Origin of the sequence: Peribacillus sp. AS_2 (assembly GCF_026891895.1) — a bacterium.
GTDB classification, from domain to species: Bacteria; Bacillota; Bacilli; order Bacillales; family DSM-1321; genus Peribacillus; species Peribacillus frigoritolerans.
Map to the genome: position 1 here is coordinate 493189 of NZ_JAPTGA010000001.1, position 26194 is coordinate 519382.

Annotated in this window: 28 protein-coding genes; 17 read left to right on the forward strand and 11 right to left on the reverse strand. The window is 42.8% G+C overall.

The features are described 5' to 3' along the window. Nucleotides 1-86 precede the first annotated feature (86 nt). A complete protein-coding gene (locus OTG27_RS02360) occupies nt 87-347 on the forward strand; it encodes a DUF1871 family protein (protein ID WP_048882924.1) in 261 nt (86 codons plus the stop codon). Between the two features lie 106 nt (nt 348-453). Continuing rightward, on the forward strand, nt 454-672 hold the full coding sequence (locus tag OTG27_RS02365) for a hypothetical protein (RefSeq protein ID WP_268936096.1): 219 nt from the start codon (nt 454-456) through the stop codon (nt 670-672). On the opposite strand, the gene OTG27_RS02370 is transcribed toward OTG27_RS02365, so the two are convergent. Then, the gene (locus OTG27_RS02370) at nt 647-1489 is read right to left on the reverse strand and encodes an alpha/beta fold hydrolase (RefSeq protein ID WP_268936097.1); all 843 of its coding nucleotides are present in this window, start codon (nt 1487-1489) and stop codon (nt 647-649) included. The two genes, OTG27_RS02365 and OTG27_RS02370, sit on opposite strands and share 26 nt — an antisense overlap. A gap of 304 nt (nt 1490-1793) precedes the next feature. Between OTG27_RS02370 and OTG27_RS02375 the strand changes: the two genes are divergently transcribed. Both OTG27_RS02375 and OTG27_RS02380 read left to right on the forward strand, forming a co-directional pair. Beyond that, complete coding sequence (locus OTG27_RS02375; RefSeq protein ID WP_034310292.1) at nt 1794-2294, forward strand: Lrp/AsnC family transcriptional regulator; 501 nt, start codon at nt 1794-1796, stop codon at nt 2292-2294. Next, nucleotides 2291-3460, forward strand: a complete 1170-nt coding sequence (locus tag OTG27_RS02380) for an aminotransferase (RefSeq protein ID WP_063574780.1) — start codon at nt 2291-2293, stop codon at nt 3458-3460. The genes OTG27_RS02375 and OTG27_RS02380 overlap by 4 nt, the downstream gene beginning before the upstream one ends. Nucleotides 3461-3618: 158 nt before the next feature. Here the strand turns inward: OTG27_RS02380 and OTG27_RS02385 are convergent, their stop codons facing one another. Continuing rightward, a complete protein-coding gene (locus tag OTG27_RS02385) occupies nt 3619-3972 on the reverse strand; it encodes a helix-turn-helix domain-containing protein (RefSeq protein ID WP_057278025.1) in 354 nt (117 codons plus the stop codon). A 140-nt stretch (nt 3973-4112) separates the two neighbouring features. Next, nucleotides 4113-5456 carry a sodium-dependent transporter gene (locus OTG27_RS02390; RefSeq protein WP_268936098.1) on the reverse strand — a complete coding sequence of 448 codons (1344 nt, stop codon included), beginning with the start codon at nt 5454-5456 and terminating at the stop codon, nt 4113-4115. Nucleotides 5457-5799: 343 nt separating this feature from the next. Here OTG27_RS02390 and yugI point away from each other — a divergent pair, with 343 nt between their 5' ends. Further along, nucleotides 5800-6204, forward strand: a complete 405-nt coding sequence (yugI, locus tag OTG27_RS02395) for a S1 domain-containing post-transcriptional regulator GSP13 (RefSeq protein WP_034310304.1) — start codon at nt 5800-5802, stop codon at nt 6202-6204. Between the two features lie 134 nt (nt 6205-6338). Here yugI and OTG27_RS02400 read toward each other — a convergent pair whose 3' ends face one another. Then, entirely contained in the window at nt 6339-6572 is a 234-nt protein-coding gene (locus OTG27_RS02400; RefSeq protein WP_034310308.1) for a DUF378 domain-containing protein, read from the reverse strand. A 204-nt stretch (nt 6573-6776) separates the two neighbouring features. Between OTG27_RS02400 and OTG27_RS02405 the strand changes: the two genes are divergently transcribed. Both OTG27_RS02405 and OTG27_RS02410 read left to right on the forward strand, forming a co-directional pair. Next, entirely contained in the window at nt 6777-7940 is a 1164-nt protein-coding gene (locus OTG27_RS02405; RefSeq protein WP_063574781.1) for an iron-containing alcohol dehydrogenase, read from the forward strand. Between the two features lie 147 nt (nt 7941-8087). Next, nucleotides 8088-9434, forward strand: coding sequence for a glucose-6-phosphate isomerase (locus tag OTG27_RS02410; protein WP_268936099.1), 1347 nt, complete (start codon nt 8088-8090; stop codon nt 9432-9434). Nucleotides 9435-10085: 651 nt separating this feature from the next. On the opposite strand, the gene OTG27_RS02420 is transcribed toward OTG27_RS02410, so the two are convergent. Continuing rightward, nucleotides 10086-11366: a M20 family metallopeptidase gene (locus OTG27_RS02420; RefSeq protein WP_268936100.1), complete on the reverse strand. Its 1281-nt coding sequence runs from the start codon at nt 11364-11366 to the stop codon at nt 10086-10088. A 362-nt stretch (nt 11367-11728) separates the two neighbouring features. On the opposite strand from OTG27_RS02420, the gene OTG27_RS02425 reads away from it, so the two are divergent. Continuing rightward, on the forward strand, nt 11729-12133 hold the full coding sequence (locus tag OTG27_RS02425; RefSeq protein ID WP_268936101.1) for a YugN-like family protein: 405 nt from the start codon (nt 11729-11731) through the stop codon (nt 12131-12133). Here the strand turns inward: OTG27_RS02425 and OTG27_RS02430 are convergent. Further along, nucleotides 12130-13122: a potassium channel family protein gene (locus OTG27_RS02430; protein ID WP_176548590.1), complete on the reverse strand. Its 993-nt coding sequence runs from the start codon at nt 13120-13122 to the stop codon at nt 12130-12132. The two genes, OTG27_RS02425 and OTG27_RS02430, sit on opposite strands and share 4 nt — an antisense overlap. 242 nt (nt 13123-13364) lie before the next feature. Continuing rightward, the gene (locus OTG27_RS02435; RefSeq protein WP_268563849.1) at nt 13365-14651 is read right to left on the reverse strand and encodes a glycoside hydrolase family 18 protein; all 1287 of its coding nucleotides are present in this window, start codon (nt 14649-14651) and stop codon (nt 13365-13367) included. 166 nt (nt 14652-14817) lie between these two features. Here OTG27_RS02435 and OTG27_RS02440 point away from each other — a divergent pair, with 166 nt between their 5' ends. Continuing rightward, complete coding sequence (locus OTG27_RS02440) at nt 14818-15027, forward strand: alpha/beta-type small acid-soluble spore protein (protein ID WP_034310322.1); 210 nt, start codon at nt 14818-14820, stop codon at nt 15025-15027. 60 nt (nt 15028-15087) lie between these two features. On the opposite strand, the gene OTG27_RS02445 is transcribed toward OTG27_RS02440, so the two are convergent. Next, nucleotides 15088-15831, reverse strand: coding sequence for a glycerophosphodiester phosphodiesterase (locus OTG27_RS02445; protein WP_268936102.1), 744 nt, complete (start codon nt 15829-15831; stop codon nt 15088-15090). A 153-nt stretch (nt 15832-15984) separates the two neighbouring features. Between OTG27_RS02445 and OTG27_RS02450 the strand changes: the two genes are divergently transcribed. The 4 genes from OTG27_RS02450 (at nt 15985) to OTG27_RS02465 (ending at nt 20276) form a co-directional block, all read left to right on the forward strand. Next, nucleotides 15985-16812, forward strand: coding sequence for an undecaprenyl-diphosphate phosphatase (locus tag OTG27_RS02450; RefSeq protein ID WP_057278017.1), 828 nt, complete (start codon nt 15985-15987; stop codon nt 16810-16812). A gap of 374 nt (nt 16813-17186) precedes the next feature. Then, nucleotides 17187-18509, forward strand: coding sequence for an APC family permease (locus tag OTG27_RS02455; RefSeq protein WP_268936103.1), 1323 nt, complete (start codon nt 17187-17189; stop codon nt 18507-18509). Between the two features lie 144 nt (nt 18510-18653). After that, complete coding sequence (locus OTG27_RS02460; protein ID WP_063574789.1) at nt 18654-19847, forward strand: MFS transporter; 1194 nt, start codon at nt 18654-18656, stop codon at nt 19845-19847. A 99-nt stretch (nt 19848-19946) separates the two neighbouring features. Further along, a complete protein-coding gene (locus OTG27_RS02465) occupies nt 19947-20276 on the forward strand; it encodes a hypothetical protein (RefSeq protein ID WP_034310337.1) in 330 nt (109 codons plus the stop codon). 105 nt (nt 20277-20381) lie between these two features. Here the strand turns inward: OTG27_RS02465 and OTG27_RS02470 are convergent, their stop codons facing one another. Beyond that, nucleotides 20382-20525 (reverse strand): hypothetical protein, encoded by a 144-nt coding sequence (locus OTG27_RS02470; protein ID WP_158226130.1) that lies wholly within the window; start codon nt 20523-20525, stop codon nt 20382-20384. Between the two features lie 145 nt (nt 20526-20670). Here OTG27_RS02470 and OTG27_RS02475 point away from each other — a divergent pair, with 145 nt between their 5' ends. From OTG27_RS02475 to OTG27_RS02485, 3 genes are all read left to right on the forward strand, one after another. Further along, the gene (locus OTG27_RS02475; protein ID WP_053536706.1) at nt 20671-21534 is read left to right on the forward strand and encodes an STAS domain-containing protein; all 864 of its coding nucleotides are present in this window, start codon (nt 20671-20673) and stop codon (nt 21532-21534) included. Between the two features lie 178 nt (nt 21535-21712). After that, the gene (locus OTG27_RS02480; protein ID WP_145506585.1) at nt 21713-22150 is read left to right on the forward strand and encodes a hypothetical protein; all 438 of its coding nucleotides are present in this window, start codon (nt 21713-21715) and stop codon (nt 22148-22150) included. A gap of 263 nt (nt 22151-22413) precedes the next feature. After that, nucleotides 22414-24783 (forward strand): penicillin acylase family protein, encoded by a 2370-nt coding sequence (locus tag OTG27_RS02485; protein ID WP_268936104.1) that lies wholly within the window; start codon nt 22414-22416, stop codon nt 24781-24783. A gap of 51 nt (nt 24784-24834) precedes the next feature. Here OTG27_RS02485 and OTG27_RS02490 read toward each other — a convergent pair whose 3' ends face one another. Together OTG27_RS02490 and OTG27_RS02495 are read right to left on the reverse strand one after the other, a co-directional pair. After that, nucleotides 24835-25053 (reverse strand): hypothetical protein, encoded by a 219-nt coding sequence (locus OTG27_RS02490; RefSeq protein WP_048678007.1) that lies wholly within the window; start codon nt 25051-25053, stop codon nt 24835-24837. Continuing rightward, on the reverse strand, nt 25046-25669 hold the full coding sequence (locus OTG27_RS02495; protein ID WP_063574794.1) for a sigma-70 family RNA polymerase sigma factor: 624 nt from the start codon (nt 25667-25669) through the stop codon (nt 25046-25048). Before OTG27_RS02495 ends, OTG27_RS02490 begins: the two co-directional genes overlap by 8 nt. A 157-nt stretch (nt 25670-25826) precedes the next feature. Between OTG27_RS02495 and OTG27_RS02500 the strand changes: the two genes are divergently transcribed. Further along, nucleotides 25827-25991: a YvrJ family protein gene (locus OTG27_RS02500; protein WP_081088496.1), complete on the forward strand. Its 165-nt coding sequence runs from the start codon at nt 25827-25829 to the stop codon at nt 25989-25991. The last annotated feature ends 203 nt before the right edge of the window (nt 25992-26194 follow it).

Below are 26194 nucleotides of genomic sequence, written 5' to 3' on the forward strand. Positions count from 1 at the left end.
AAAAATTTGTCGTCTTCGCGAAAAGCCTGTTGTTATGATACTATGATATCATGTTCTTTGAAAATATTGAGCAGGTGATAAATTAGATGGATACACAGCAAATGAATTTAGCGTTGGTTGCCGTTTTACAAGAATGGGACCCTTTCAAGATAGGTTGGGATCTATATGAGCCGGAAATTGCAGATACGGTCGTAGCAATCCGGGATATAGATGACCCGAAGGAACTGGCGGAAAAAATAAAATCCATTTACGAGTTCGCATTCGATGAATCCATTCAGATGGAAAAGTGCCTGGACGTTGCACGAAAGCTGCTCATCATAAAAAATGATGCCAGCTGTTCGATATAAAGGTGAAAAAGGTGTACCCGGAAATCAGGGGCACCTTTTTTACGTTGTTTTTTTTGCTCTATACCCATAGTTTGTTCAGTTAACTGATGTTTTGTGCAGTATACTTGTGAATTTCAGTGATTTAACCGTGAGAGTCGGCGATTTATTGGTGAATTGTGCTTTTACTCGTGAGTTTGTGCAGTATATTCGTGAGTTTTGGCTATTTACTCGTAAGTTTGTGCAGTATACTCGTGAGTTTTGGCTATTTACTCGTGAGTTTCGCGCATTTACTCGTGAATTTCGCCCATTTACTCGTGAGTTTACGTTGGGGTGGCTACTCCAATAAACTCCTTAATTAGTTGATACACTTCTTCAGGTTTCTCTTCTGGAAGAAGGTGCCCGGAATCCTCAATGACAACAAGCTCGGAATTAGGCAGGTCTTCATGGAGCCTTTCGCCGATACTCAATGGCACCACTCGATCATGTCTTCCCCAAATAAGCAGGCATGGTGTATGTATATCACTAAGGTCCTCCTTCAGCAAATCGATTTCCTTATCTCGAAGCATCCTTCCCAATGCCCGGAAAATATCATGCTTCTTTATGAAGGGCCCTAGATATCCCTGCCGCATTTCATCGTCAATCATCGCCGGGTCATGGACGACATTTTTCAAGTTCTTTTCGATACCTGATTTTTGCAGATACCGTTTTATCCCGTATGAAAAGAAAGGCAGGTAACTGACCATCTTCATTTTTTCCGAATAGCCGGGCTGATAGCCTGAGCCGGCAAGTAGAATGGCTTGGTCGACAAGATCAGGATATGACTTGATGAGCTGCAGGGAAATCTGCCCGCCCATGGAATGGCCGATGATACTGAATTTCCTGATTCCTTTTCCCTCCAGGAACATAACGACGGATTTAGCGATGTTTCGGAATGAATATGTATATCGATAATCTTTTCCGCTTTGCCCGAATGGCGGGAGGTCTATGGAGATCACATTGTATTCCTTGATTAAATGGGGGACTAATTTACGGAAACTGAAGCTCGATGACAAAAATCCGTGAAGCAGGACAAGGGTGGGGAGAGAATCATCGATTCGGTCATATTCAAAATAGATTTCGATATTCCCTACCCGTTCGAGACCTTTGATTGTATGACTTTCCATATAAGCTCCTCCTCCGTTATTGTTCCATGATAAAAACCTATGTTACCCTGAATATTCCAAAAAAGGTCCTATAATACTGTTGCATAACAGTAATTGTAATAATAACGATGAAAAAAGACAATTACTATAACAGGTCACCAGCCAATTTTGATATAATAGTGTAAGTTTATCCTGACAGCATAGGACTTATTAAATTATATTGTCATATAGGTTTTTTAAAAAGTCTAATAAGGTAATTCGTGAGACTATCTGCCAGCCAAACCATCACAGCTAAATTAGTGAATTCCAAAAGGGGGGTTTTCCAATGCACTTGAATGAAGAGGAATTGGAAGTCTTGAGAATCATTGAAAATAACAGCCGGATTGATCTGAAGGATTTGGCTAAAATGACCGATCAATCAGATTCGGACATTGAAATAACATTGAAGAAATTGGAAGATATGCGGGTCATTGTACGTTACTTAACAGTCATTAACTGGGCTAAAGTGGATGAATACCATGGTGTCACAGCGATGATCGATGTAAAGGTCACTCCAAAACGCGGCGTGGGTTTCGATGATGTTGCCAAAAGGATTTACAAATTCAAGGAAGTCGAGTCCGTTTATTTAATGTCAGGGGCTTATGATCTTTCAGTCATTGTCGAAGGGCGTTCGATGAACGAAGTGGCAAGCTTCGTTTCGGAAAAACTTTCGACACTGGATTCCGTCATTTCTACGACGACTCACTTCATAATGAAAAAATACAAGCATGATGGCACCATTTTTGATCAAACTGAAGAAGATAAGCGGATAGTGGTGTCACCATGATTAAAACGAGTTATGTTTCAAAAACGATTGCAGAGCTTAAGCCATCAGGCATCCGCCGCTTTTTCGATTTGGCAGCCAATTTGGAAGGGGTCGTCTCGCTTGGTGTAGGTGAACCGGATTTCGTTACATCTTGGGCGGTAAGGGAAGCGGCGATCAACTCCCTGGAGGAAGGATATACCTCATATACGGCCAATGCCGGATTATTTGAATTAAGGTCGGAAATCAGCCGGTATATGGAGAAGCAGTTCCATGTTTCGTATAGACCGGATGATCAAATCATTGTCACGGTCGGAGCAAGCCAGGCCCTCGATATTGCCCTGAGGACCATCTTGAATCCAGGTGAAGAAGTCATTGTCGTCGAACCTTGTTTCGTCGCCTATGCACCGCTTGTGACCATGGCAGGGGGAATACCGGTCACGGTCCAAACATCCAAGGAAGAAGACTTTAAGTTGACTCCCCAACAACTCGAAGCGGCGATCACGCCTAAAACGAAGGCCGTTTTAATCTGTTCACCGAATAACCCGACGGGAACCCAGCTTGGGCAGGAAGAATTAGTAATGCTTGCTGACATCGTTAAAAAGCATGACTTGCTGGTGATTTCCGATGAAATCTATGCCGAACTTGCTTATGATGAGGAATTCACTTCTTTTGCTGCCGTTGACGGCATGCTTGAGCGGACGATTGTCATCAATGGGTTTTCGAAAGGATTTGCGATGACAGGGTGGCGTCTTGGGTTCGTTTGTGCACCTAAGGAAATTTCCGAAGCGATGCTTAAGCTTCACCAATATGCGATGATGTGCGCGCCGACCGTTGCGCAGCATGCTGCATTGGAAGCTTTAAAGAACGGTATGCAGGATGTGGAAGAAATGCGTCGGAGTTATCGGAGAAGACGGAATTTTATCGTGAAATCATTTAACGATATGGGGCTGGATTGCCATAATCCCGGCGGGGCTTTTTATGCTTTTCCATCAATCGAGAGAACGGGGATGACTTCGATGGAATTTGCTGAAAAACTTCTGACGGAAGAACTTGTTGCCGTTGTACCGGGAGATGTGTTCGGGGAAAGCGGTGAAGGTCATATCCGCTGTTCTTATGCATCCTCCATGGAACAGCTTCAGGAGGCGCTCAGAAGAATGGAACGTTTCATGAAGAATCATTGCCAATAAAAGCAAAAAAATAGGGATCCGGCCATTAGCAGCCGGATCCCTTTCCATAGGGGGAATTAGAAAAAAGAGTTAATCTAATGGATTAACATAGAAAGTGTTAATCATAGTATATCCAGTACCCAGAAAAAAAATACACATACTACGACCCATTTTTTGAATTAAGCTTGTGTTTTATATAAAGTATGCATAACTTTCAGAATTTTTTCTTCGCTAAAGTCCTTGGCTGTCCTTAGAATGAGCTCAGCTTTTTTGGTTCCGATTTCTTCAATCAATTTTTTTAAGTCCTCGTCGATGCCAGCAGCGTTACCGGTCTGGGCATCCTTCAGGAATTCTGAAGCCGGAATGTCAAGAACGGTGGAAAGACGTAAAATGGTTTGTGTATCAGGAACCGATTCACCCGATTCATACTTTTCGATTTTCTTTGTGCCGATTCGTAATTTCAAAGCCAGTTCCTGTTGAGTTAGGTTGTGATCTTCTCGGTATTGACGGATATTCTTCGCGATATTTGACATGGTCAGACACTCCTTTTTCAGGAAATATATTTTTATTATGTAATTATTTTACCATATTATTACTTAAGTGAAGGAACGGAATATGTAGGTTTTGTGAAAAAAATGCCGCATCGAGAAATATCGAAACGGCATGTTGAATGTTAAATGAGATTAGTTGACTTAAGGAATACGAGTATGATCATGATCGGCACGATGTAGCGAATCAGGAAGTACCAAAGTTTAAAAAGTGATCGGCCGGGATCAGCGCCAGTTTCGAACTCCTTTTGTACCTCGATCCTTTTCATTTGATAACCGATGAAAAGGGATATGAACAAGGCGCCGACTGGCAGCGCGATATTGCTTGTCAGATAATCAGCGAAATCGAATATGGATAAATTGAAAATCTTCACATCCGAAAGCACCCCAAAGGACAATGCGCTAGGAATTCCAATCAGGAAAACGGTGATACCAGCTATCCAAGAGGCCTTCTTCCGTTTTGCGGAATCCCCCTTGATCATGGCTGCAACGACGATTTCGAGAATGGAGAATGCCGTCGTAAGGGTGGCAAATAATAATAATATGAAGAAAATGAACATGAAGATCCCGCCAAGCGCCATTTCATTGAAGACGGCAGGCAACACGACAAATACCAGTCCAGGACCGCTTGAAGGGCTGAAACCCAGTGCGAAAACAGCCGGGAAGATGACCAAACCTGCCAGCAAGGAAATGAAGATATTCAGTCCAACTACCGAAAAGGCCGATTTTGTAATATCTTCTTTTTTACTTAAATAGGATGCGTAGGTTACCATCACGGAAACACCGACACTTAGTGCAAAGAAGGATTGGCCGAGTGCCAATAGGATCGTTTCCCCTGTTAATGCGGAAAAGTCCGGTTTCAAGAAGAATTTAACACCTTCCATTGCCCCATCCAGAGTCAAGGAGCGGATAAGAAGGATGATGAAAAGAATGAACAATGAAGGCATCATATATTTATTAGCCTTTTCAATTCCCTTGGAAACGCCGCCTTGCACGACCCAAATGGTAAAGACCATGAATAATAACTGAGCGATGACCGTTTCATAAGGATTACTGATTATCGTATTGAAGAAGTTCCCATATTCCTCTTGCGTCAAGTTTGAGAGGGAACCTGTAAAGCTCCTTGCTAAATAGGAGATGATCCAGCCTCCAACAACACTGAAGAAGGAAAGAAGGATGATTGAAGCGACGACACCGCCATATCCAATCAATGCCCAAGGCTTTCCTGGGGCGATATGTTTATATGCGCTAATGGCATCTTTCTGTGCATTGCGGCCAATCGTGAATTCCGCTATTAATATCGGTGTCCCGATAAGCAGGGTGAATATAATGAAGAGCAGGAAAAAGACCCCACCGCCATTTTCCCCAGTCATATACGGGAGCTTCCAGATGGCGCCCAATCCAATAGCGGATCCCGCGGCTGCCAGGATGAACCCAAGTTTTGAAGTCCATTGATCTTGTTTTGACATGATGGAAAAACTCCTTTAGATGTAAAGAATATCTAGCTGTATATTATTTTTTTAAAACATTTTCTCATCTTACTATGATTAGGGGCAATTGGATAGGTTTAATATTACAATCTTTAGAAAAATGAGTAAATATCTTAATGGAAATAGGGGTTATTTGCAAATTTTTAGGTTAAGTTATATACAAAGATCTTATAATATTTATTATTTCCAAAAAACAAACATTTTTAATGAGTAAAATCCCAAAAAGTATGGTATACTTAACTTTGATTATTTTCCAATTATGTGATATAATTTTTTATTGCGTGAAAAGACGAAAAAATATATATAAAATAGGAGTGTTACCATGTCTGAAAAATTCGAAATTGGTGCGGTAGTTGCTGGTAAAGTTACTGGTATTCAACCATACGGTGCATTTGTTGCTTTAGATGAATCAACTCAAGGTTTAGTTCATATTTCTGAAATCACTCACGGCTTCGTTAAAGATATTAACGAACATTTAAAAGTGGGCGATGAAGTGAAAGTTAAAGTTCTTTCCATCGATTCAGCTGCTGGAAAAATCGGCTTATCGATCCGCGCTACAGAAGAAGCTCCTGAGCGTACTGAAGCTCCGAAAAAAGCTCCGAAAAAACGCCAAGCATCTGTTAAAGCGACATCTCACATCGAATCTACTGAAGGTTTCAACACATTGAAAGACAAACTTCAAGAGTGGATTGAACAATCTCAACGCGAAGACTTAATCAAAAAATAATTTTTTAGAACCGGCAGATCCTCGATCAGCCGGTTTTTTTTGTCCTGGTGCCATGAATGAAATAAAGCCGGTCATGTGTTTATCCATGGTCCGGCTTTATTTTATAGAACATGACATTGTCGATGATCAAGATCTCAGCGAGTCGGTTTGGTTTCAGGCTCCCTGGAAATTTCAGGACTTGGTTTAAAGAGAAGACCAAGATTAATGAGACCGGCAATTCCAACCAATCCATAAACGATACGGGCCATTCCAGCATCTTGCCCCCCGAAAATCGAAGCGACCAAGTCAAATTGGAAAAACCCTATTAATCCCCAGTTGATTGCCCCGATTATAGTAAGAACAAGTGCAATTCTTTGTATTCCACTCATTGTACAGCCTCCTTTTTTTGAAAAAATCAGTTCTTTACTTATCATGCATTTTCAGCATGTAAATATACATCCACTCAAAAGTTACGGGCGGATGTTTTGTATTTAAATGGAACATTGGTCATAATGAATAAAAGAAAAACTAGCACTTGGCCCCTGTCGTTCATTCGAAAACGGAGTCAATGTGGCATTAAAGGAGAGATACCATTGGAGAATTTCACATATAAAAATCCTACAAAAGTAATTTTCGGAAAAGGTCAGCTTGAAAGCTTAAAAACTGAAATTCCCGCCTATGGCGATAGAGTTTTACTTGTATATGGCGGGGGAAGCATAAAGAAAAATGGCTTATATGAAAAAGTGATCAATGTCTTGAAAGAGATCGATGCAGAGGTGCACGAACTTTCCGGAGTTGAACCGAATCCACGCATCTCAACAGTCCGGAAGGGTGTTGACCTTTGTAAAGAACATGGGATCGACTTTGTCCTTGCGGTAGGAGGGGGAAGCGTTATAGACGCTACAAAGGCCATCGTTGCAGGTGCTAAATATGAGGGTGATCCATGGGATCTTGTCATTAAGAAGGCACCAGTCGAAGAGGCCCTTCCATTCGGAACGGTGCTGACTTTAGCTGCAACAGGCTCTGAGGCGAATTCCGGATCTGTCATAACAAACTGGGAAACGAAAGAGAAATATGGATGGGGCAGTCCATTGGTATTTCCGCAATTCTCCATTTTGGATCCTGAAAATACTTTTTCAGTACCAAAAGACCAGACGGTATACGGAATGGTCGATATGATGTCACATGTATTCGAAACGTACTTCCACCCGGAAACGCATGCACCGCTGCAAGATCGTTTTTGTGAATCGCTGTTAACGACGGTGATTGAAACGGCACCTAAACTATTGGAAGACCTGGAGGATTATGAGCATCGGGCCACTATCCTGTATGCCGGAAACCTAGCCTTGAATGGGTCGCTTGGGGTTGGTTACAGCGGTGATTGGGCAACGCATAACATTGAACATGCCGTTTCAGCTGTTTATGACATCCCGCATGCAGGAGGATTGGCCATCTTATTCCCGAATTGGATGAAGCATGTGCTCCATGAAAATGTCGCACGCTTTAAACAAGTTGCAGTCCGTGTATTCCATGTAGATCCGGAAGGTAAAACGGATGAGGAAGCGGCCCTTGAAGGCATTGAAAGACTTAGGTCATTTTGGAGCAGCTTAGGGGCGCCGACCAATCTTTCGGATTATGGCATCGATGACTCACAATTGGAAGTCATGGCTGATAAAGCGATGAGCAGAGGGGAATTTGGACGATTCAAAGTCCTGAACCGTGAAGATGTCCTTGCCATTTTACGGGCTTCCTTATAAACAAGTGATATGATCCGATCTCCCTCCTTGCCAGGTGGGAGATTGCTTTATATGCATAATTCGTTATTTACTTGATCGATTTCTTGATTATGAGAATTACATCAGATAAAGTGAAAGGGAAACTAAAGAATTCAAGGAGGAATTTGAATGGCCCATATTCGTTTCGATTATTCAAAAGCCCTGCCGTTTTTCGGGGAGCATGAAATTACCTATCTACAGGATGCTGTAAAAGTGGCGCACCATTCCCTGCATGAGCAGACAGGGGCAGGCAATGAATATCTTGGCTGGCTTGATTTACCCGTCAATTATGATAAAGAAGAATTCTCAAGAATCAAAAAAGCAGCTGCGAAAATAAAAGAAGATTCAGAAGTGCTGCTGGTTATCGGAATCGGTGGATCATATCTGGGAGCACGGGCAGCAGTTGAGATGCTTCAACATAGTTTTTATAACATTCTACCTTCGGATAAAAGGAAAGCACCGCAAATTTTATTTGTCGGTAATAATATAAGCTCTACATATATGCAGGACGTGATGGACCTATTGGAAAATAGGGATTTCTCGATCAACGTCATCTCTAAATCCGGTACGACCACGGAGCCTGCACTGGCCTTCAGGATTTTCAGGAAACTGCTTGAACAAAAATACGGCGTTGAAGAAGCTAAGAGCCGCATTTATGCTACGACTGATAAAGAGAAGGGCGCATTAAAAACGGTAGCAACGGAGGAAGGTTTCCAAACTTTCGTCATTCCTGATGATGTTGGCGGACGTTACTCGGTCTTAACGGCTGTAGGGCTGCTTCCGATTGCTGTCAGCGGGGCGGATATCGATCAAATCATGGAGGGAGCCGAGCATGCCAGGGCCGACTTCAGTTCATCCGAGCTAGGGGAGAATCAGGCATACCAATATGCGGCGGTTCGGAATATCCTTTACAATAAAGGGAAAACGATTGAAATGCTGATAAACTATGAGCCTGGACTTCAATACTTCTCTGAGTGGTGGAAACAGTTATTTGGAGAAAGTGAAGGAAAGGATCAAAAAGGGATATTCCCTTCATCGGCTAACTTCTCGACCGACCTGCATTCATTAGGGCAGTATGTCCAGGAAGGACGGCGTGATCTTTTTGAAACGGTCATCAAAGTCGATAAGGCCCGTCATGAAATCGTGATTGAAGAAGCGGCCAATGACTTGGACGGCCTGAATTACCTAGCAGGTGAAACGGTGCAATTCGTGAATAATAAAGCATTTGAGGGTACGCTGTTAGCCCATACGGACGGTGGCGTTCCCAACCTGATCGTAACGGTTCCTCAGCTCGATGCTTATACTTTTGGCTACCTTGTATATTTCTTCGAGAAAGCTTGTGCAATGAGCGGTTACTTACTGGGTGTAAATCCATTTGACCAGCCTGGAGTGGAAGCCTATAAGGTGAACATGTTTGCTCTTTTAGGCAAGCCGGGTTATGAAAAGAAAAAAGCGGAGCTTGAACAGCGCTTATAATTTAAAAGGCAACAAGCCGGAATAACATCCGGCTTGTTGCCTTTTTTTGGTTGAACGCCAAAGGGTAAGAATAAACATATTCGATACTGGTATCGAATATGAAAGTGGGGGGGGATTTAGTATCGAGGAGCTAGAGAAACTAAGAACGGTTCCCCGGTCCGCAAGAAGCCTGCCTGCCGGATGGAAAGAAGAAGACGTAAGATGCTAAAACAAGAGAAAATCAAAACTGGAGGAAATCATATTGGGAGACTTAAATATTTTTATATCTTTTGGTGCTGGGGTTTTATCCTTTATCCCTCCTTGCTGTTTGCCCTTATAGCCCTAAAAAAGAAGGCAAAGAATTATTAAAAAAAATCCTAGTTCATTCAGAGAAAAAGGGAATTCCCACTTTTCCCAAAAAGAAAAAAGCCTGAAGCGGTTTTTCTGCTCCAGGCTCTTTTTTTAGCTTTTGGTCTTCATGTAAATTTGAAACAAAGTTTGCTCAAAACACGCAATAAATATATTTAGTTTAGCATTGAACTAATGAATTAATACCAACGAGTATATAAATATTCCCACCAATGACCACGACCATATACACCTTGAAAGAGAACATTAGCAGTAGCGCGTGCAGTATACCCTGCACCTGCATAAAGTTTAGTGAAAATAGATTTAAAATGACCTAAGATACTTGACTGCAGTCTCAGCATATATCTCGGCAGATTCTACTAAGTTCTCCACTGAAACCCGCTCATCGTACCCATGGATAGTGTGTTCCAGCCCTGGACCGTAAAGGACAGTTTCAATGCCATGGCGCCGGAAGTGACTGGCATCACTTGAACCAAGCAAAAGTACGCTGAAGACGGGTTCCTCCATTCCAAGGACACGCTGGATTCCCAGTTCCATGGCCCTCACAATTGGACGATCCTCTAAGGTCCAGTTCGGGTAAGTACAGGGTACCATTGGCTCTACAACCGCACCTGGCGCTACAGCACTAACAAGATTCCTAGCGATATCAAGTACAAACTCGGGCTTCATACCGAATGGAACCCGGGTATCCACTTTAATGATACACTTGTCTGCGACGACGTTCACATTTGTTCCGCCCTGGATTACACCTGGATTGTAAGAGGGACGATAAAGTAACTGTGACAGTAAGGGATTTCCTAGACTCTGAGATAGGAGCCACTCAGTATTGTACAAAAGTTGACAAGGCTCTGGCGGAGGCGTTGCCTTGAGCTCCCATAGCCTGGTTAGTGCTTCGACCGCGGCTGCCCCTCTTCGTACGGCGGAGATTCCATAAAGCGGTTGTAGGCTGCCATGATCTGCCTGACCTGGTATGATTACCTGCATCCATGCCTTGCCCTTTTCACCGGCATTCGGATGGTAGCGGTCCGTTGGTTCACCAATCAGACAAGCATCACCCTTAATCAATCCTTGATCCAGGAGCGAGGCCACCTCAATGCCGCCAGTCTCTTCATCCGGAGAGGCAATAACTCCTAGGCTACCTTTCAAATTAAGAGCGGGGGCGAACTCCTGAAGTAGTCCAGCCACAAAAATCAGTGATGCCAAGCCTCCTTTCATATCGGAGGCTCCCCTACCCAAAAGCATACCTGCTCTGACTTCTCCTGAGAAAGGATCAAAGGTCCAATGTGAACAATCACCTGCAGGTACGACATCTGTATGTCCACAAAATAGGAGCCGTGGACCAGGTACCCTGGTTAAGGGAGCATCACAGACCACGGTAACCAGCGCATTTTCGCTACGGCGGTGTTCGGTAATCAAGAACCCTTTTGCTGCTAGGTATCGGCTAATATGGCGTCCCATTTCTGCTGACCGCTTCTTAAACTCGGGCGATGGATTTTCAGATGGAATTCGAATAAATGAAGCAGCAAGTTCGACTAATTCCTGTTGCCTTGATCTTATCAGTTGCCGGATCATTCTGGTACTCATATAAATACATCCCCTCCATGTCCAGCATTAGCCGCAATATTTCTATACCTATTCTATGTGCTGTTCCTAGTTCATATTTCTGAGGTTAAAAGTGGGGAATTTAAAGTCAGCCAAAGTTATATATGGGCAGCGTCAGGAAAATGTGCTTAACGTTATAAGACGCTACCAGCAGAAGATCCAGTAATTACGAATGGAGGAGGAGGGAGCGACGAAGCTGAAATAAAAGCGTAAGGAAAGCTTGGAAGTCAGTGAGGAAGCCAATCCTCCTTTATGCCTGAACAAGGGACAATAGAGTCATTCCAGGTTTTTTTTTAGGCGCTTTGGTTAAGCTAATAGAAAATTAGCGAAAGAGGTTTTATACAATGATTAAAATTTCTTCTCAGTTGGAAGGGAAAACATTCGGGTTGTTCGATTTGGAGACAAAGTTAAAACCGGAAGGATATGCGATTGGCGGAGGATGGGATTATGACCACGGGTCTTTTGATTATAAGATTGATGACAGTGATGGCTACCAATTCTTGCGGGTCCCTTTCAAGGCTGTTGATGGTTCACTCGATCAGGACGGGGTAATGGTCGAACTCTTACAACCGTTTTTGTTATCTCATAAGTACGAGGACGGAATTGACGATGAAGGAAATATCGGAAACCTTTCCGCCTCCTTCAATCAGTTTGCCGAGCCTGAAAATCCGGATGCCGAATTTCCGGAAAACTATATCTCGTTAGGTAAAGCGCTTGTCAGTAATCTGGAAAAGCTTTTATTACATTAATCATCAATGATGATTAGAGTGTCATCACGATGGATGATTACATCTCCGGGGGGCTTGATTAAGGTCTTGCCTCCTGAAATGATGCCGACCAATAAAATGTTTTGATCGAATAGCTTAACGTTCAGCTGTTTGAACGTCAATTCCGCCCAGTCATCCTGGATGGGCAGCTGTTTGAGGCTCAATCCATCCAGCTCATTTTGTTCTCTGGCTTCCGTTATGATCCCCTTCGATAAGCAATCCTGCATATATTCACTCGCGAATTTATTCGTTTCGACTATACCGTCCGCCCCAGCCCGTAAAGCATTTTCCTTTTGTTCATGCGTCAATATTTCCACAAGACAATACACATGCGGATTCAGCCCTTTGACGGCCAGTAACGTTAAAATCGAGAACATATCCGTTTGCAGCTCGTCCTGCTTAAGGTCAGCCGTAATAAGGACGCGAATGGCTTGTTTAATATTGGCTTTCTGCAAAACGGAATCCAATGTAGCTTTTCCTTGGATAAAGTGGATATTCGTTCGTGGAAGCGGGTGCTTTTGCAGTGTATCATCGATAAGGACAATGGATTGATGGTGCTTGCGATCATGGATGTTTTGGATGATTCTCTTGGAACGGCCATTCCAGCCCACAATGATAATGTGTCCGCCGCCGCCGAATACTTTCTTTCCTGTTAGAAATTGCTGTTCATTGGATATGGAAATTTTAGCGATGTACGCAAAATAAGAAGTAATCAGGCCGGCTCCTGACAAAATGAGGACCATCCCGATGATTTTGCCAAGATTGGTCACGGGAGTGAAATCTCCATAGCCGACCGTTGACATCGTCACGATTGCCCACCAGATGCCATCAAGTAAGGTGGGGAATCTCTTCGGCTCCACAATGTGGATCAAGACCCCGAATGAAAGTAAAAATAATGCGATGATGGAAAGCAATCTGATGAAACGCGGAAATCTGGGAACGGTACTCATGTATGGACCGATTCGAATCATTATTTTCACACCCTTTGAGCTTTTCTATAGTATGGTCAAAAAAGGCATGGCTCATAAGGGTCCGGACAGACAAACTTTGAATGATGAATATCGGCATATTGCCTGATCGAATTACGGTAAATGATAAAAGCCCTCCGGAAGATGTCGGAAGGCTTTTAGTGCTGAGTCACGTATCCTGAATGGACTTCATGCTCGATGGTTGATTATATGCCCATTTCAGCTTCGGTATTCCTAAATCTTTGTTAAACCCTTCTCCGTACGTTGAAGTTATCACTGATGAGCAGCCAGTTTTGGGGGAAGGCTAAGCCGAGCTTCCAATAACTCATTCCCCTTAGATTCAGTTCTTTGATTAAATCGAATTTTGCCTGAATGGATCTGGCATCTTCAAACCACACCTCATGCTGCCTATCCTCTATATCGGTATAGTTGAAGTGCGGGGCCTGTGCGGTTTCATCATACTCGATGGCAACATTATTGGCCGCCGCAATCTGGATGGCCTGCTGCGGACTCACAGCCTTGGCAGTGGATCCCTGTACAAAAGGCAGGGTCCAATCATAGCCATATAGGTTTTGCCCCATCAGGATCTTGTTGGAAGGAATATCGGTGACGGCATATTCGAGAACTTCCCGAACAGGTCCAATAGGAGACACAGCCATTGCCGGTCCGCCGCTATATCCCCATTCATAAGTCATGATGATGACGAAGTCGACGATTTCACCATGTGCTTTATAGTCATGCGCCTCATACCAACGGCCTTTTTGCTCTGCACTTGTTTTAGGGGCCAGTGCCGTGGAAATGAACCATCCTTCCTTCTTGAAGCGATCCCTGGCTTTTCGGAGAAATTGATTATAGGCTTCTCTGTCGGCCGGCCGTAAATACTCAAAGTCAAAGTGGATATCCCGGAAACCATATTTCTTTGCCGTTGTAACGATATTGTTCAGGAACTTATTCTGAACGGAAGTATTCGTTAAGATGATCCGCCCGAGCTCATCGCTGAATTGGTCATTCTCCTGATTTGTGATCACCATCATCAGGACATTTTTATTTTCCCTGGCGATGGCAGGGAAGTCATCGAGTAATGGCTCTTTTAAGGAGCCGTCTCGCAGCGCCTGGAAGCTGAAAGGGGCTAAGTAGGTTAAATAGGGCGCAGCTTCCCTGGCGGCCGTCACAAGGGCCGGTGCAACCGTCGTACCCCTCGGCTCGACATAGCCGTTGAATTCGGCGGTCCTTTTCCTCCGTGCCGGAATATAAAGCCGGTATCCAACGGATAGGATTTGATTTTCGGAAATGCCATTTATATTTGCCAATTCTTGAACAGGGACATCAACCCTTTGGGAAATGGAATAAAGACTATCACCCGGTTGAACGAAATAATAACTGCCGACGATTGGAATGACAAGGGCCTGCCCCGAAACAAGATTATTTGGGTTAGGGATCTTATTTGATTCAACGAGCCTGTCAACGGTTACGCTGTACGTCTGGGCGATGCCATATAACGTCTGGCCTGGCCTAACCACATGTATTTGCAATTCTTTTCCCTCCTACTGAAAGTTTCCTAACAGTTTATGAGCATAAAAAGAAATTCATGATAAAGAGCTCAGGATTGGGAGAAACGCAAACAGAAAAATTCAATAAATTGGCAATAATAATTTAAGCTTAAAATGCTAATTAATATTAGTAGGAGGTGAAAAACACATGGCAAACAACAATAACAGCAATCAACTTTTAGTATCTGGTGCAGAACAAGCCCTACAACAAATGAAGAATGAAATCGCTAGTGAATTTGGTGTAAACCTAGGTGCTGACACTACTTCTCGCGCTAACGGATCTGTTGGTGGGGAAATCACAAAACGTTTGGTTCAAATGGCTGAACAACAACTAGGCGGTTCAAACTTTTCTCGTTAATTAATTGAATAAATATGGATTTGAAAGAGAAGGAGCAACGCTCCTTCTCTTTCGCATGGTTCAGCCATGTGACTGCCAAGCTTTTAAAATCTTGATTGCCCTTTCAGGGAAATCGGTCATGATGACGTCGACTCCCAACTCTGCCAGCCTGACGATGTCGGCTTCATCATTGGCGACCCAAGGCCGGATTTTATATCCGAGTTTTTTCGCTTTTTCTTTAACTGCTGGAGTCAGGCTGTTTTTATCTGGATGAAAACCCGATTCCTTTTTATCACGTAAGATTTCTTCGAAGTTTTCAGGAAGTCCCTCGAACAATAATGCCCGTTCAAGATTTGGGGCAAGCATCTTCACTTTTTCAATGGATTGATGGTTGAAGGAAGAGAGGATCACCCTTTTTTCCATTCCATATTGACGAATTGAATCAATGATCTTCTGTTCGATTCCTTCATAAGCGAGTTTATCCGTCTTGATTTCGACATTCATCAATAAAGCATTTCCCTTAGCCCAGTCGAAAACGTCCATTAAAAAAGGAATCTGCTCCCCAAGGAATTCATTGGAAAATTTGCTCCCAGCATCAGCCGTTTTCAGTTTTTGTGCCGAATGATCTTTTACATAACCAGTAAGGGTGGTCGTTCGATCAAGTGTTTCGTCATGTATGATGACCAATTCCCCGTCAGAACTAAGGTGGACATCGAACTCAATCCCCTCGGCCCCGATTTCTGCCGCCTTTTGAAAGGCTGCCATGGTATTTTCAGGATGCGTCCCCTTGGACCCTCTATGGGCGAAAATCAGTATGTTTTGCAAAATCATCACTTCCCCTTTAAACTTTATCTTGAACCCTATCATACATGTACGCTTGAATTGTTTCAGCAATGTTTAATAGACAATATTTTAAACAACGAGTAAAATACATATGGTATTTCCATAAATAGGTGTTCGAAACATGAGGTGAATAAAATGAATATGTGGGAAATTTTTGTTGCAGTTATCCTTGGTCTTGTAGAAGGATTAACTGAGTTTGCTCCTGTATCGTCAACAGGGCATATGATTATCGTCGATGATTTATGGCTGAATTCGAAAGAGCTTTTCGGGAGTGAAGTGGCTAATGCCTTTAAGGTGGTCATCCAGCTTGGTTCGATACTCGCCGTTGTCGTGCTCTTCTGGGGGCGATTCATGGACTTGCTTGGTTTAAGGAAGCTGAAAGGCACATCCGCTGGGAACGGCCAAAAGCTTAACCTATTGCAGATCATTGTCGGATTGTTGCCGGCGGGCGTTTTAGGTCTATTATTCGAAGATTATATTGATGATCATTTATTTACGATGAAGACGGTTATCGTCGGATTGTTCCTAGGCGCATTTTTGATGATTGCTGCGGATAAATTCCGTCCAAAGCTGACTGCAGAGACGGTTGACCAAATCACTTATAAACAAGCCTTTGGTGTAGGATTAATTCAATGTTTGTCACTATGGCCGGGATTTTCCCGTTCAGGTTCAACGATATCAGGCGGTGTGCTATTAGGGATGAGCTATCGGGCTGCTTCCGATTTCACGTTCATCATGGCAGTGCCGATCATGGCTGGTGCCAGTCTCTTGAAAATCGTGAAATACTGGGATAGCTTCACGCCTGAAGTTCTGCCATTCTTTATTGCAGGTTTCATCAGTGCATTTATCTTTGCATTATTCTGTATCCGCTTTTTCTTGATTTTAATCAATAAAGTTAAATTGACTCCTTTTGCCATTTACCGGATCGTCTTGGCGGTTGTGCTTCTATTCATTATTTGGTAATACGAAATGAAGCTTGAAAGAGGAGAGGAACCACCCCGTTGATTCGGGGTGGTTTTTTGTGCGTCCGAAAATAAGCAGGATTCCCATGAAATTAATAACGAATGATAATTTAGTTTTTAAGTTTTTAATTCGTCATTATTGAATAAAAACTCAATAAATCTTTTTATAATAAAAAAATATTCGGTTTTCAGTGCAGTTTCAGTCATAATTAGTAAAAAAAATATAAATAAAATAAAACTGCCTGAGCGTAATGATACCAACGTGTTTGGGTATTTTCCGGAATATTCAAATGATTACATAAACTATTTCCATATAATTTATATGATATAATTTTAGTATAAATAAAGTACATGTGTACACCTGGGGAGGACAACATGAAAAATGACCAATTGAAGAAAACGATTGGCTTTTGGGTTGGAACATCTATTGTAGTTGGTACAGTTATCGGTTCTGGTATTTTCATGAGACCTGGTGACGTGCTTGAATTGAGCGGTAATTCAACCATGGCCTTGTTAGCTTGGCTGATAGGCGGTCTGATTACCCTTGCAAGCGGGTTGACGATTGCTGAAGTGAGTACACGGATTCCTAAAACGGGCGGCTTATATGTCTATATGGAAGAAGTGTACGGTAAAGCATGGGGATTCCTATGCGGCTGGGTTCAGACATTGGTATACGGACCTGCAGTCATGGGCGCACTCAGTTTATACTTCGGGTTATTAGTTGCAGGAATATTTAAGATCGCTTCAAGCTACTCTTTGGCGATAGGGATTCTTACGATTGTATTCATAGCAGGCATGAACTTGCTGGGGACAAAATACGGCGGTATCATCCAAACCTTATCGACCGTTGCTAAATTGATCCCGATCATTTTCATAGCAGTATTCGGTATCGCACAAGGTGATATGCCTGTATTCAATATCGATAGCGAAAGTTCAATGAAAATCAGTATGGCCGGTGCGATTTTGGCAACGCTCTGGGCGTATGATGGCTGGATGAATGTCGGCTTCATGGCAGGGGAAATGAAAAATCCGCAGAAAACGTTGCCGCGGGCAATCATAACGGGATTGGTCGTCGTCATGGTCGCTTACTTGGGTGTGAATCTTGCCATGCTTCATGTATTGGGGGCGGAGGGAGTCATAGCCCATGGTACGAATGCAGCGAATGTTGCAGCAACGCTTCTATTCGGTGAATTGGGCGGGAAATTGATATCGATCGGAATTGCGATTTCAATCTTCGGTTGCTTGAACGGAAAGCTTTTGACCTTCCCGCGCATTACCTTGGCGATGGCGACTGATAAAATGATGCCAGGCCATAAACAAATCGGAAAAATATCGCCCAAGTTCAAAACGCCTATAAATGCCACGGTATTGCAAGTGTTCATTGCAATCATCATGATGGTTGCAACAGACCCTGACAAACTTACCAATATGGCTGTTTTCTCTGTCTTCTGTTTTTATGGATTAGCCTTCTTTGCGGTCTTCATCTTACGCAGAAAAGATCCGGATGCAAAAACGTATAAAGTGCCGTTTTACCCATTCATCCCCATCGTGGCGATTGCTGGTGCAATATACATCGTTTTAAGCACGTTAATCCAAACACCTTTAAATGCCCTGTACTCAGTGATCATCCTCATTATCGGTATGCCAGTGTACTGGCTCCTTAAGAAAAGCGAGCGGGATGATAAACGTTCAAATTAATGAAACAACCTTCACTGCATGCAGTGAAGGTTGTTTTAGTTGCTGGAATGAAATTTTCCCGTTGGATAGAGTGGTGAAATAGACAACTCGGGAAGTTCGTATTAACATAGGGGGAAAGTTAAATAGTGAAGGGTCTGAACAAATGTGAATTATATCGAGCCTGCTGGTAAATCATTCAGGAAAACGATCTTGGCTTTATTTCTCGGTAGCTTTGTAACGTTTGCGGATCTGTATAGTACCCAACCGGTCATTCCGGTTTTCGCAAAGCAATTTGGAGTCTCTCCTGCAATGGCAAGCCTTACATTATCTTTCGCGACTGGAACGCTTGCACTCTGTTTATTGCTTGTTTCTTTTTTCTCAGAAAATATCGATAGGAAAAAAATAATGGGGACGGCGCTCACTCTGTCTGCATTGTTATCCATATGTGTCAGCTTCATCCAGGATGATCTATACATCCTGATCGCAATTCGGGCGATTCAAGGAGCGGTGCTTGCAGGTTTCCCGGCCATTGCGATGGCCTATATCAATGAAGAGTTTCATCCGAAAAGCCTTGGCTATGTGATGGGGATCTATGTGAGCGGCTCGAGTATCGGCGGATTGGCTGGCAGGCTGATTGTCGGGGTGCTGACCGACCATTTCTCATGGAACATAGCGATTGGAAGCCTTGGAGCTTTAAGTTTGATCATCAGTCTGGCTTTTTGGTGGATGCTACCGCCTTCGCAGCATGCTGTCCGCGTACGGGTCTCATTATCGAGAATCAAAACCTCCCTTATCAATAACTTAAGGAATAACAGACTAGTACTCTTATTCGGCATGGCCTTCCTATTAATGGGCTCGTTCGTTACCGTTTATAACTTTGTGGGTATACCTTTAATGGGACCGCCATATCATTTATCACAGACATTGATTGGCTTCATATTCATAATCTATCTTGTGGGGACGTTTAGTTCAACATGGATGGGGAAGCTTGCCGATCAATATGGTCGGAGTGTTGTACTTCTTATCGGAATCGCAATCATGCTGATGGGCGCCCTGTTAACTTTATTGGACCCGCTTTTACTGAAAATAATGGGGCTTGCCCTGTTTACATTTGGCTTTTTTGGAGCTCATTCCATTGCGAGCAGCTGGGTCGGCAGTTTGGCAGATAAGAGTGAAAAGGCACAAGCATCCGCATTATATCTCCTGTTTTACTATGCAGGATCAAGTATAGTTGGGGCATCAGGCGGTTTATTCCTGATGAAGTTCGGCTGGGGAGGGGTCATCTCGGCTGTATCCATTCTGATCCTCCTTGCTGCCGCTTGTGCGATGATGGTGGAAAAAGTGAAAATCGTTAAATAAAATGATCTTTTCTATCATGTTTTTCCGGAATCCTGAATATAATCTAGTGAAAATGGATATTGAATAATAGATTGATAAGAGAAGAGGGTATTAGATAGAGTGAAACGAAAAGCAGTAATTCTCATTGGGTTAATAGCCGTTTTAATTATATTATTCGTTGTATACTTAACAAGTCCGGGCAGATTGCATAAGGTGCAGATTGTTGAAAAATACTATCCGCATTTCTCCGATGGCAAGGCAGTCGGTTTTAAGACGAACGAAGTCATTGATGTGACGGAAACCGAAGAGGGATCCAATTGCGCAATGAAATTCGACAATGGGAAAACGTTTGAAATTGATTGTGACCGTTATTTAACATACAAAATTGATGAAACAGTCTATATTACTACTGAAGGGAACCATGTGGAAGAGATCCGGAGAAAAAGGTAGTGGCTTATCGATTTTTAATGACGAAAGAGCTGGGTTTGCTTAATGAACAGCTCAGCTCTTATTTGATCCCATTCAAAAACCCAGGCCATTTTGGACTGGGTTTTTTCATTTTTTATCTTTGCCTTTACTTTTATCCTTTTTATTACGCCGAAGTACATCCAAGATTCTGCGGCTGTTATTTTTACTGTTTATGAGCTCGACTAAATCGCTCATGTTTTCAGATTCGAAGTCTTGTTGATCTTTTTTCATGTTCATCCCTCCAAGTCATATAACATAATACCCTTATCAAGAAAAGGGTAAACGTCTATTAGCATATTGGTAATAGAAGGATTTTATATCCTTAACCCTCGTTTATTTGCTAAAATATGATAAAAGCCCTGTATGGGAGGTCCATATGGAAGAATTAAGAATGATCGGCGAAAAAATTGAAAAATTTAAATATATCTTAGTGGAGCATATCGAGTTGTTTGAAGAAGAGGAACCGCTCTATGATTTAGAAACGAGTAAAGAGGTACGGTCAAAACTTATTCAAATTCATGCAGATGCCTTGATTCATGGAAAGGCACAAGCGATGGAAAGCATGAAAATAACGGGTATGGAAATAGGTAAGCGCGTCGTGGATATGGGCATTCCTTTAGATAAGAATATTGAGGAAGCTCAAGCGATGCGTAACCTTTTCTGGAGTTTCATTGAAGAAGAGGTGAGCAACCGATATTACTCCATTGAAATTCTGTTAAAGGCAAGCTCGATAATTGATGCAATCCTGGACCAGTTCATACACTGTGTGAGTATCAGTTACGTGAATCATTATAAAGAAATGGCGAAAATGGCAAACGATTCTTTGCAGAAGATAAAGGAAAACCAAGAAGTCATGGAAGAATTGTCCACCCCGATTGTTCAGACCGTATTAAAGGATGTGCTGCTCTTACCGTTGATCGGACGCATTGACGATTGGAGAATGGAGTCGATGCAATCGACGGTGCTGCAAAAATGTGCAGATCTGCATGCGGAAGTATTGATCATGGATTTCTCGGGAATTACCTTTACGAAGGAAAGCGATATGCTCTCCCTGCTGGATCAATTAGTGGGGGCATTGGCCTTGATGGGAACGGAAACGATGTTTGTCGGTTTTACCCCTGATGTCGTGAAAGAGATCGTCAAACTTGATTTTGCAAATCAGGTAAAAGCCTTTCTATCGTTCAGGCAGGCCCTGGAATATCTGTTTAACCAAAGAGGGCTGGCTCTTCAGCCAGTATGATGGAGGTATCCTTTTTAGGGTATCTTTTTTTCTATGTCAGGCTAACATTCCTGCTGCCCCTATATTTAATCGCCCATCAATATTTCTCCATGTTATAGTGAAGTGACGTGGACGGACATGTTGTTTTTGATTTAAATTAAATAGGATATGTAAAGCGTGTAAGGAAGGTGGTTGAATAGTGTTTTTCAAGAAAAATGAAGAACCTGAACATTACGAAAAATGGTATTGTGTAGGAATCATGACGGATAATGGGTTGGAGGATGAAGAATATGACGTCTTGTCCAAACGCATCCTCGACTCGGTCCAAAATGTCTCGGTCATATCGGACTTGGTAAGGGTGGAATGGGATCGGGACAAATTGCGAGCCTTGAATGAACGTTTTGGGGACCACTCACTTTCCGACCCATGGTTTATCATTAATGAATTCATACCAGAGGATATAAAAAAGGAAAGAAAACTTCTGGAGAAAACTCATAAATGGAAGAGGATCTTTGGTCTCCTTTCCCCGATTGAATATATGGAAGCCGAGACGAAGGCTGCCCATGACTTTGATAAAGCTCTCTTTTATACAGACGATGCTGATAAAGTGATTGAATACATTATTGCAAATAGCTAGCATTCCCTGCCACATCGATACATTGTATCGGTGTTTTTGCATTTGATTTACTGTTTATCGGAGCAATTTCACGGTGAAAATTCGACCTTGAGGGAGTTGATTCGACCTTGTGTGTAATAATTCGACGTTGCTCGGAATAATCCGTACTTGCACCTTGAAATAAAAAGAGACAATGTGGGGAGGGTGGTAGGAAAGATGGAGTTAAACGCGGAATATCTTAAATAGAAAGAAAGAGAGTTTTAAGGGGAGAGGAAGATGAATCGATGGAAGTTGCCGTACCTCAGCAAAAGCCAAAACGGAAGTGGAGAAAGCGGGCGCTATGGAGTTTTGGAATCCTGATCATACTTTCGCTGTCTGTCTTGATTGCCGCAAATGTATTCCTTTCAAGAGCCTTGCCGGAAACGAAGGGGGAAATATCGCTTCCAGGTCTTTTGAAACCGGTTACGGTGGTGAGGGATTCAAGTGGGGTCCCGCATATCAACGCAGCGAGTGAACATGATTTGTATTTAGCGCAAGGATATATCCAAGCCCAGGACCGTTTATTTCAAATGGATTTAAGCAGGCGTCAGGCGTCAGGTAGATTAAGTGAAGTGATTGGTGAGAAAACCGTCAAAAATGATAAGTATTTCCGCACACTTGGTTTGAGGCGGGCAGCCGAAGCTTCTTATGCTGCATATTCAAGTGACGGAAAAGAAGCCTTGGATATGTTTGCCGAGGGGGTAAATCTTTATATCGATGAATTGAGGGAGAATGGGAAATGGCCGGCGGAGTTCACTCTGCTTGGATACGAACCGGAGCCTTGGACACCCGTCGATTCGCTGACCATCGGTAAATATATGGCCTTTGATTTAGGCGGGAACTGGGAAGATCAGGCGTTTAGGCAGTATTTGCTGCAAACGTTCCCCAAGGAAAAGGCATATGATTTATTTCCTGATTATCCAAAGAACGCCCCATATATCATCAGCAAGGATGAACTGGATATTGAAAAAAGTTTTGCAGGGGCCGTTATTCCTTATGAATTCAACGGCAGCAATAACTGGGTCGTTTCAGGCAAGAAAACGAAATCCGGTCAGCCGTTATTGGCGGATGATCCCCACCTGGGATTGGCTACACCGTCGGTTTGGTATCAAATGCATTTGGAGGCCCCGTCAGTCAATGTGAGCGGTGTCATTTTTGCCGGGATTCCGGGAATCATATTAGGCCATAACGAAGAGGTCGCTTGGGGTGTGACCAATACCGGTCCGGATGTTCAGGATCTGTATATTGAGAGGAGAAACCCGGAAAACGAGAAAGAATTCTCCTACAAAGGTAAATGGGAAAAAGCTGAAATCTTGGACGAACCCATCAAGGTGAAGGATGGGGAAACACTTGACTATCAAGTGACGGTTACCCGCCACGGACCCGTTGTCTCCGAGTTTGCCGGGAAAAGCGGAAAAGATACCGTGCTTGCCTTAAGGTGGACGGCACTTGATCCATCTGCCGAGCTTGAAGCGGTACTGAATATGAATAAGGCGGGAAGCTGGAAAGAATTCGAAAAGGCCCTTTTGAAATTCGAAACGCCGGCACAGAATTTCGTCTTTGCGTCAGCCGATGGGACCATTGCCTATAAGGCGAATGGGAAAATCCCAATCCGGAAAAAAGGTGATAGTATGCTGCCTGTACCTGGCTGGACGGATGAATTTGAGTGGAAAGGCTATATTCCCTTTGATCAACTTCCAAAAACGGTGAATCCAAAAGAGGGATTCATTTCGACTGCGAATAATAAAGTCATCTCGGATGATTACCCTTACCATATCAGCAATAACTGGGCACAGCCATACCGCCAGATGAGGATACAGGAGTTTTTAAAGACGAATAAAAAGCTTACGGCCGAGGATATGCAAAGCCTGCAGATGGATAAAGTGAATTTGCAAGCTAAGGAGTTTGTTCCTCGATTCGTGGAGGTATTGAAGGGTCCATCTGGGAAACAGGAAGCCGAGGCACTGACGATTCTGAAGAAATGGAATCATATCGATTCCGCTGATGAAGCGGCACCTATGATTTTTAATGTCTGGATGCGAAATATAGGGGATGTCCTGCTTAAAGAAGAAATACCGGAAGAAACCCTCAACCTTTTTAATGGAAGGCGTTCGGCCATTGATGAACTGCTAAGGCGGGCACTGGACGGTAAGCCGGGCCCTTGGATTGAAGATGCAGGCGGACTTGAGCAGGTGCTTGCCAAGTCGTTACAGGTGACGTTAACGGAACTGGCAGAATCACAAGGTGACGATATAGCTGATTGGGAATGGGGAGACTATCATCAGGTCAGGTTTAACCACCCGCTATCAAGTGTCGCCCCGTTACATTATTTATTTAACGGCGGCGGTGGCATTCCGGTAGGCGGCAGCAGTGTCACCGTACAGGCGGCGGCATTTTTAGATGATGGAACCGTTAATCACGGTGGCTCCTGGCGATTCGTCATCGACCTAGCCGACATGAAACAAGGATATCACCTTGTTGGACCGGGTCAATCAGGTAACGTTAAAAGTGAGTGGTATCACGATCAGCTTGATGATTGGGCAGAGGGTACTTATCACAAAACCACGATGGACGATCCAAAAGGGGATAAGCTGATATTGAAACCATCAAACTGAGATTCAAAAAAAGTACCAAGTCCAGCAGCTTTCTCTGGACTTGGTACTTTTTCATTGTTTTTGCTTAGTCAGGAATTCTGCAAGGAACTCCTCAAAATTAGGGGCTTCGATTGCTGCGATTTTTTCATATGATTCAATGATCTTGAGTTTAATTTCTTGCTCCAGATCATTCCGGTCTTGATAGTTCGTGTTTTTTAATGATTTTTTTATTTTAGGATTCAAAGAGTCGATCAGATCCAATAATTCTTCTTTTGACAGTTTTTTATCCACAATGGCTTTTCTCCTTTCTAACATATACCTCATCCATATAGTGCTTTCGAAGTTTTTTTAGAGCTTGTTTACGGATGCTTGAGATATTCTGTGGCGACTCCTGGAAATAGGCAGCGATTTCCTTGTTGGATAGGCCGTAGGAAAAGATCATGGTCAGCACAAGGCTTTGTTTGGCTGTTAACTTCTTCAAGGCTTTTGCCATCTCTTCATCACTTATGTGTGAAGCGAGTTCATTCGATTCCCCCATCTTTTCAAGTTGAACATCCAAGGTGCCGATTCGATCGATCAATCCGCCAGTATCCCTTGGTGTCGCATCAAGTACCATTCGATAACGTTCCCGCTGCTTCCGTGCCCTTTTATCAAAATCAACAGAGAAGAAGTAAATTAAGGAGCACATGTATTTGTATACTTTAGCCCGGTAATAGAAAATTTTGAAAGTCTCGTTGAGATGATCAATGTTGTGGGAAGAAGGGGAATCAAGAGTTTCAGTGAAAATCTTTAAATGCTCTGGGTTCTGTAAGAATAATTGAATGATCGGTTGTGCAAAGAAAGATGAGTACTGTTGCTGCAGAAACTCCAATGAATGAGAAAAAAAATGAGAAGTTAATTGGTTCATTGTTATCCCTCCTTTTATTAATAAAGTGATAGACAAGGGGAATAAATCAATTATATAGGAACATTCGTTCTTTTTTCCATAAATCAATAGTGCTAGATTGATTTTTTTTGACAAGTTTCACTTTAGATATCAGATACAAAGAAAAGGGGTGAAGAGGATGATGATTGAGGATGCTACTATGTGGGTTTCATTAGTTAGCGAATTTGGCTATCCATTCGTCGTTTCTATGTTTTTGCTCTTCCGCTTCGGTAAACAATTAAAAGAACTGACAACGGACGTAGAGAACTTAAAAAAGTCCGCTCATAAAACGAAAAAACGATAACCTCAGGACGTAAGTGCCGGATGGTAAACACCGAATTTCGGATTCTATACTAAAAAGGGTCCGGAATTCGGGTATAAAGAAATGGGTACTAACTGATTCAAGCTTTTGTTAAATCCCTCCCTTAACCTAAAATAAAATAATAATAAACCATTATTTGGAATATAGCACAAAATAGGTAAAAAATAATCGTCATTTGGAATCAT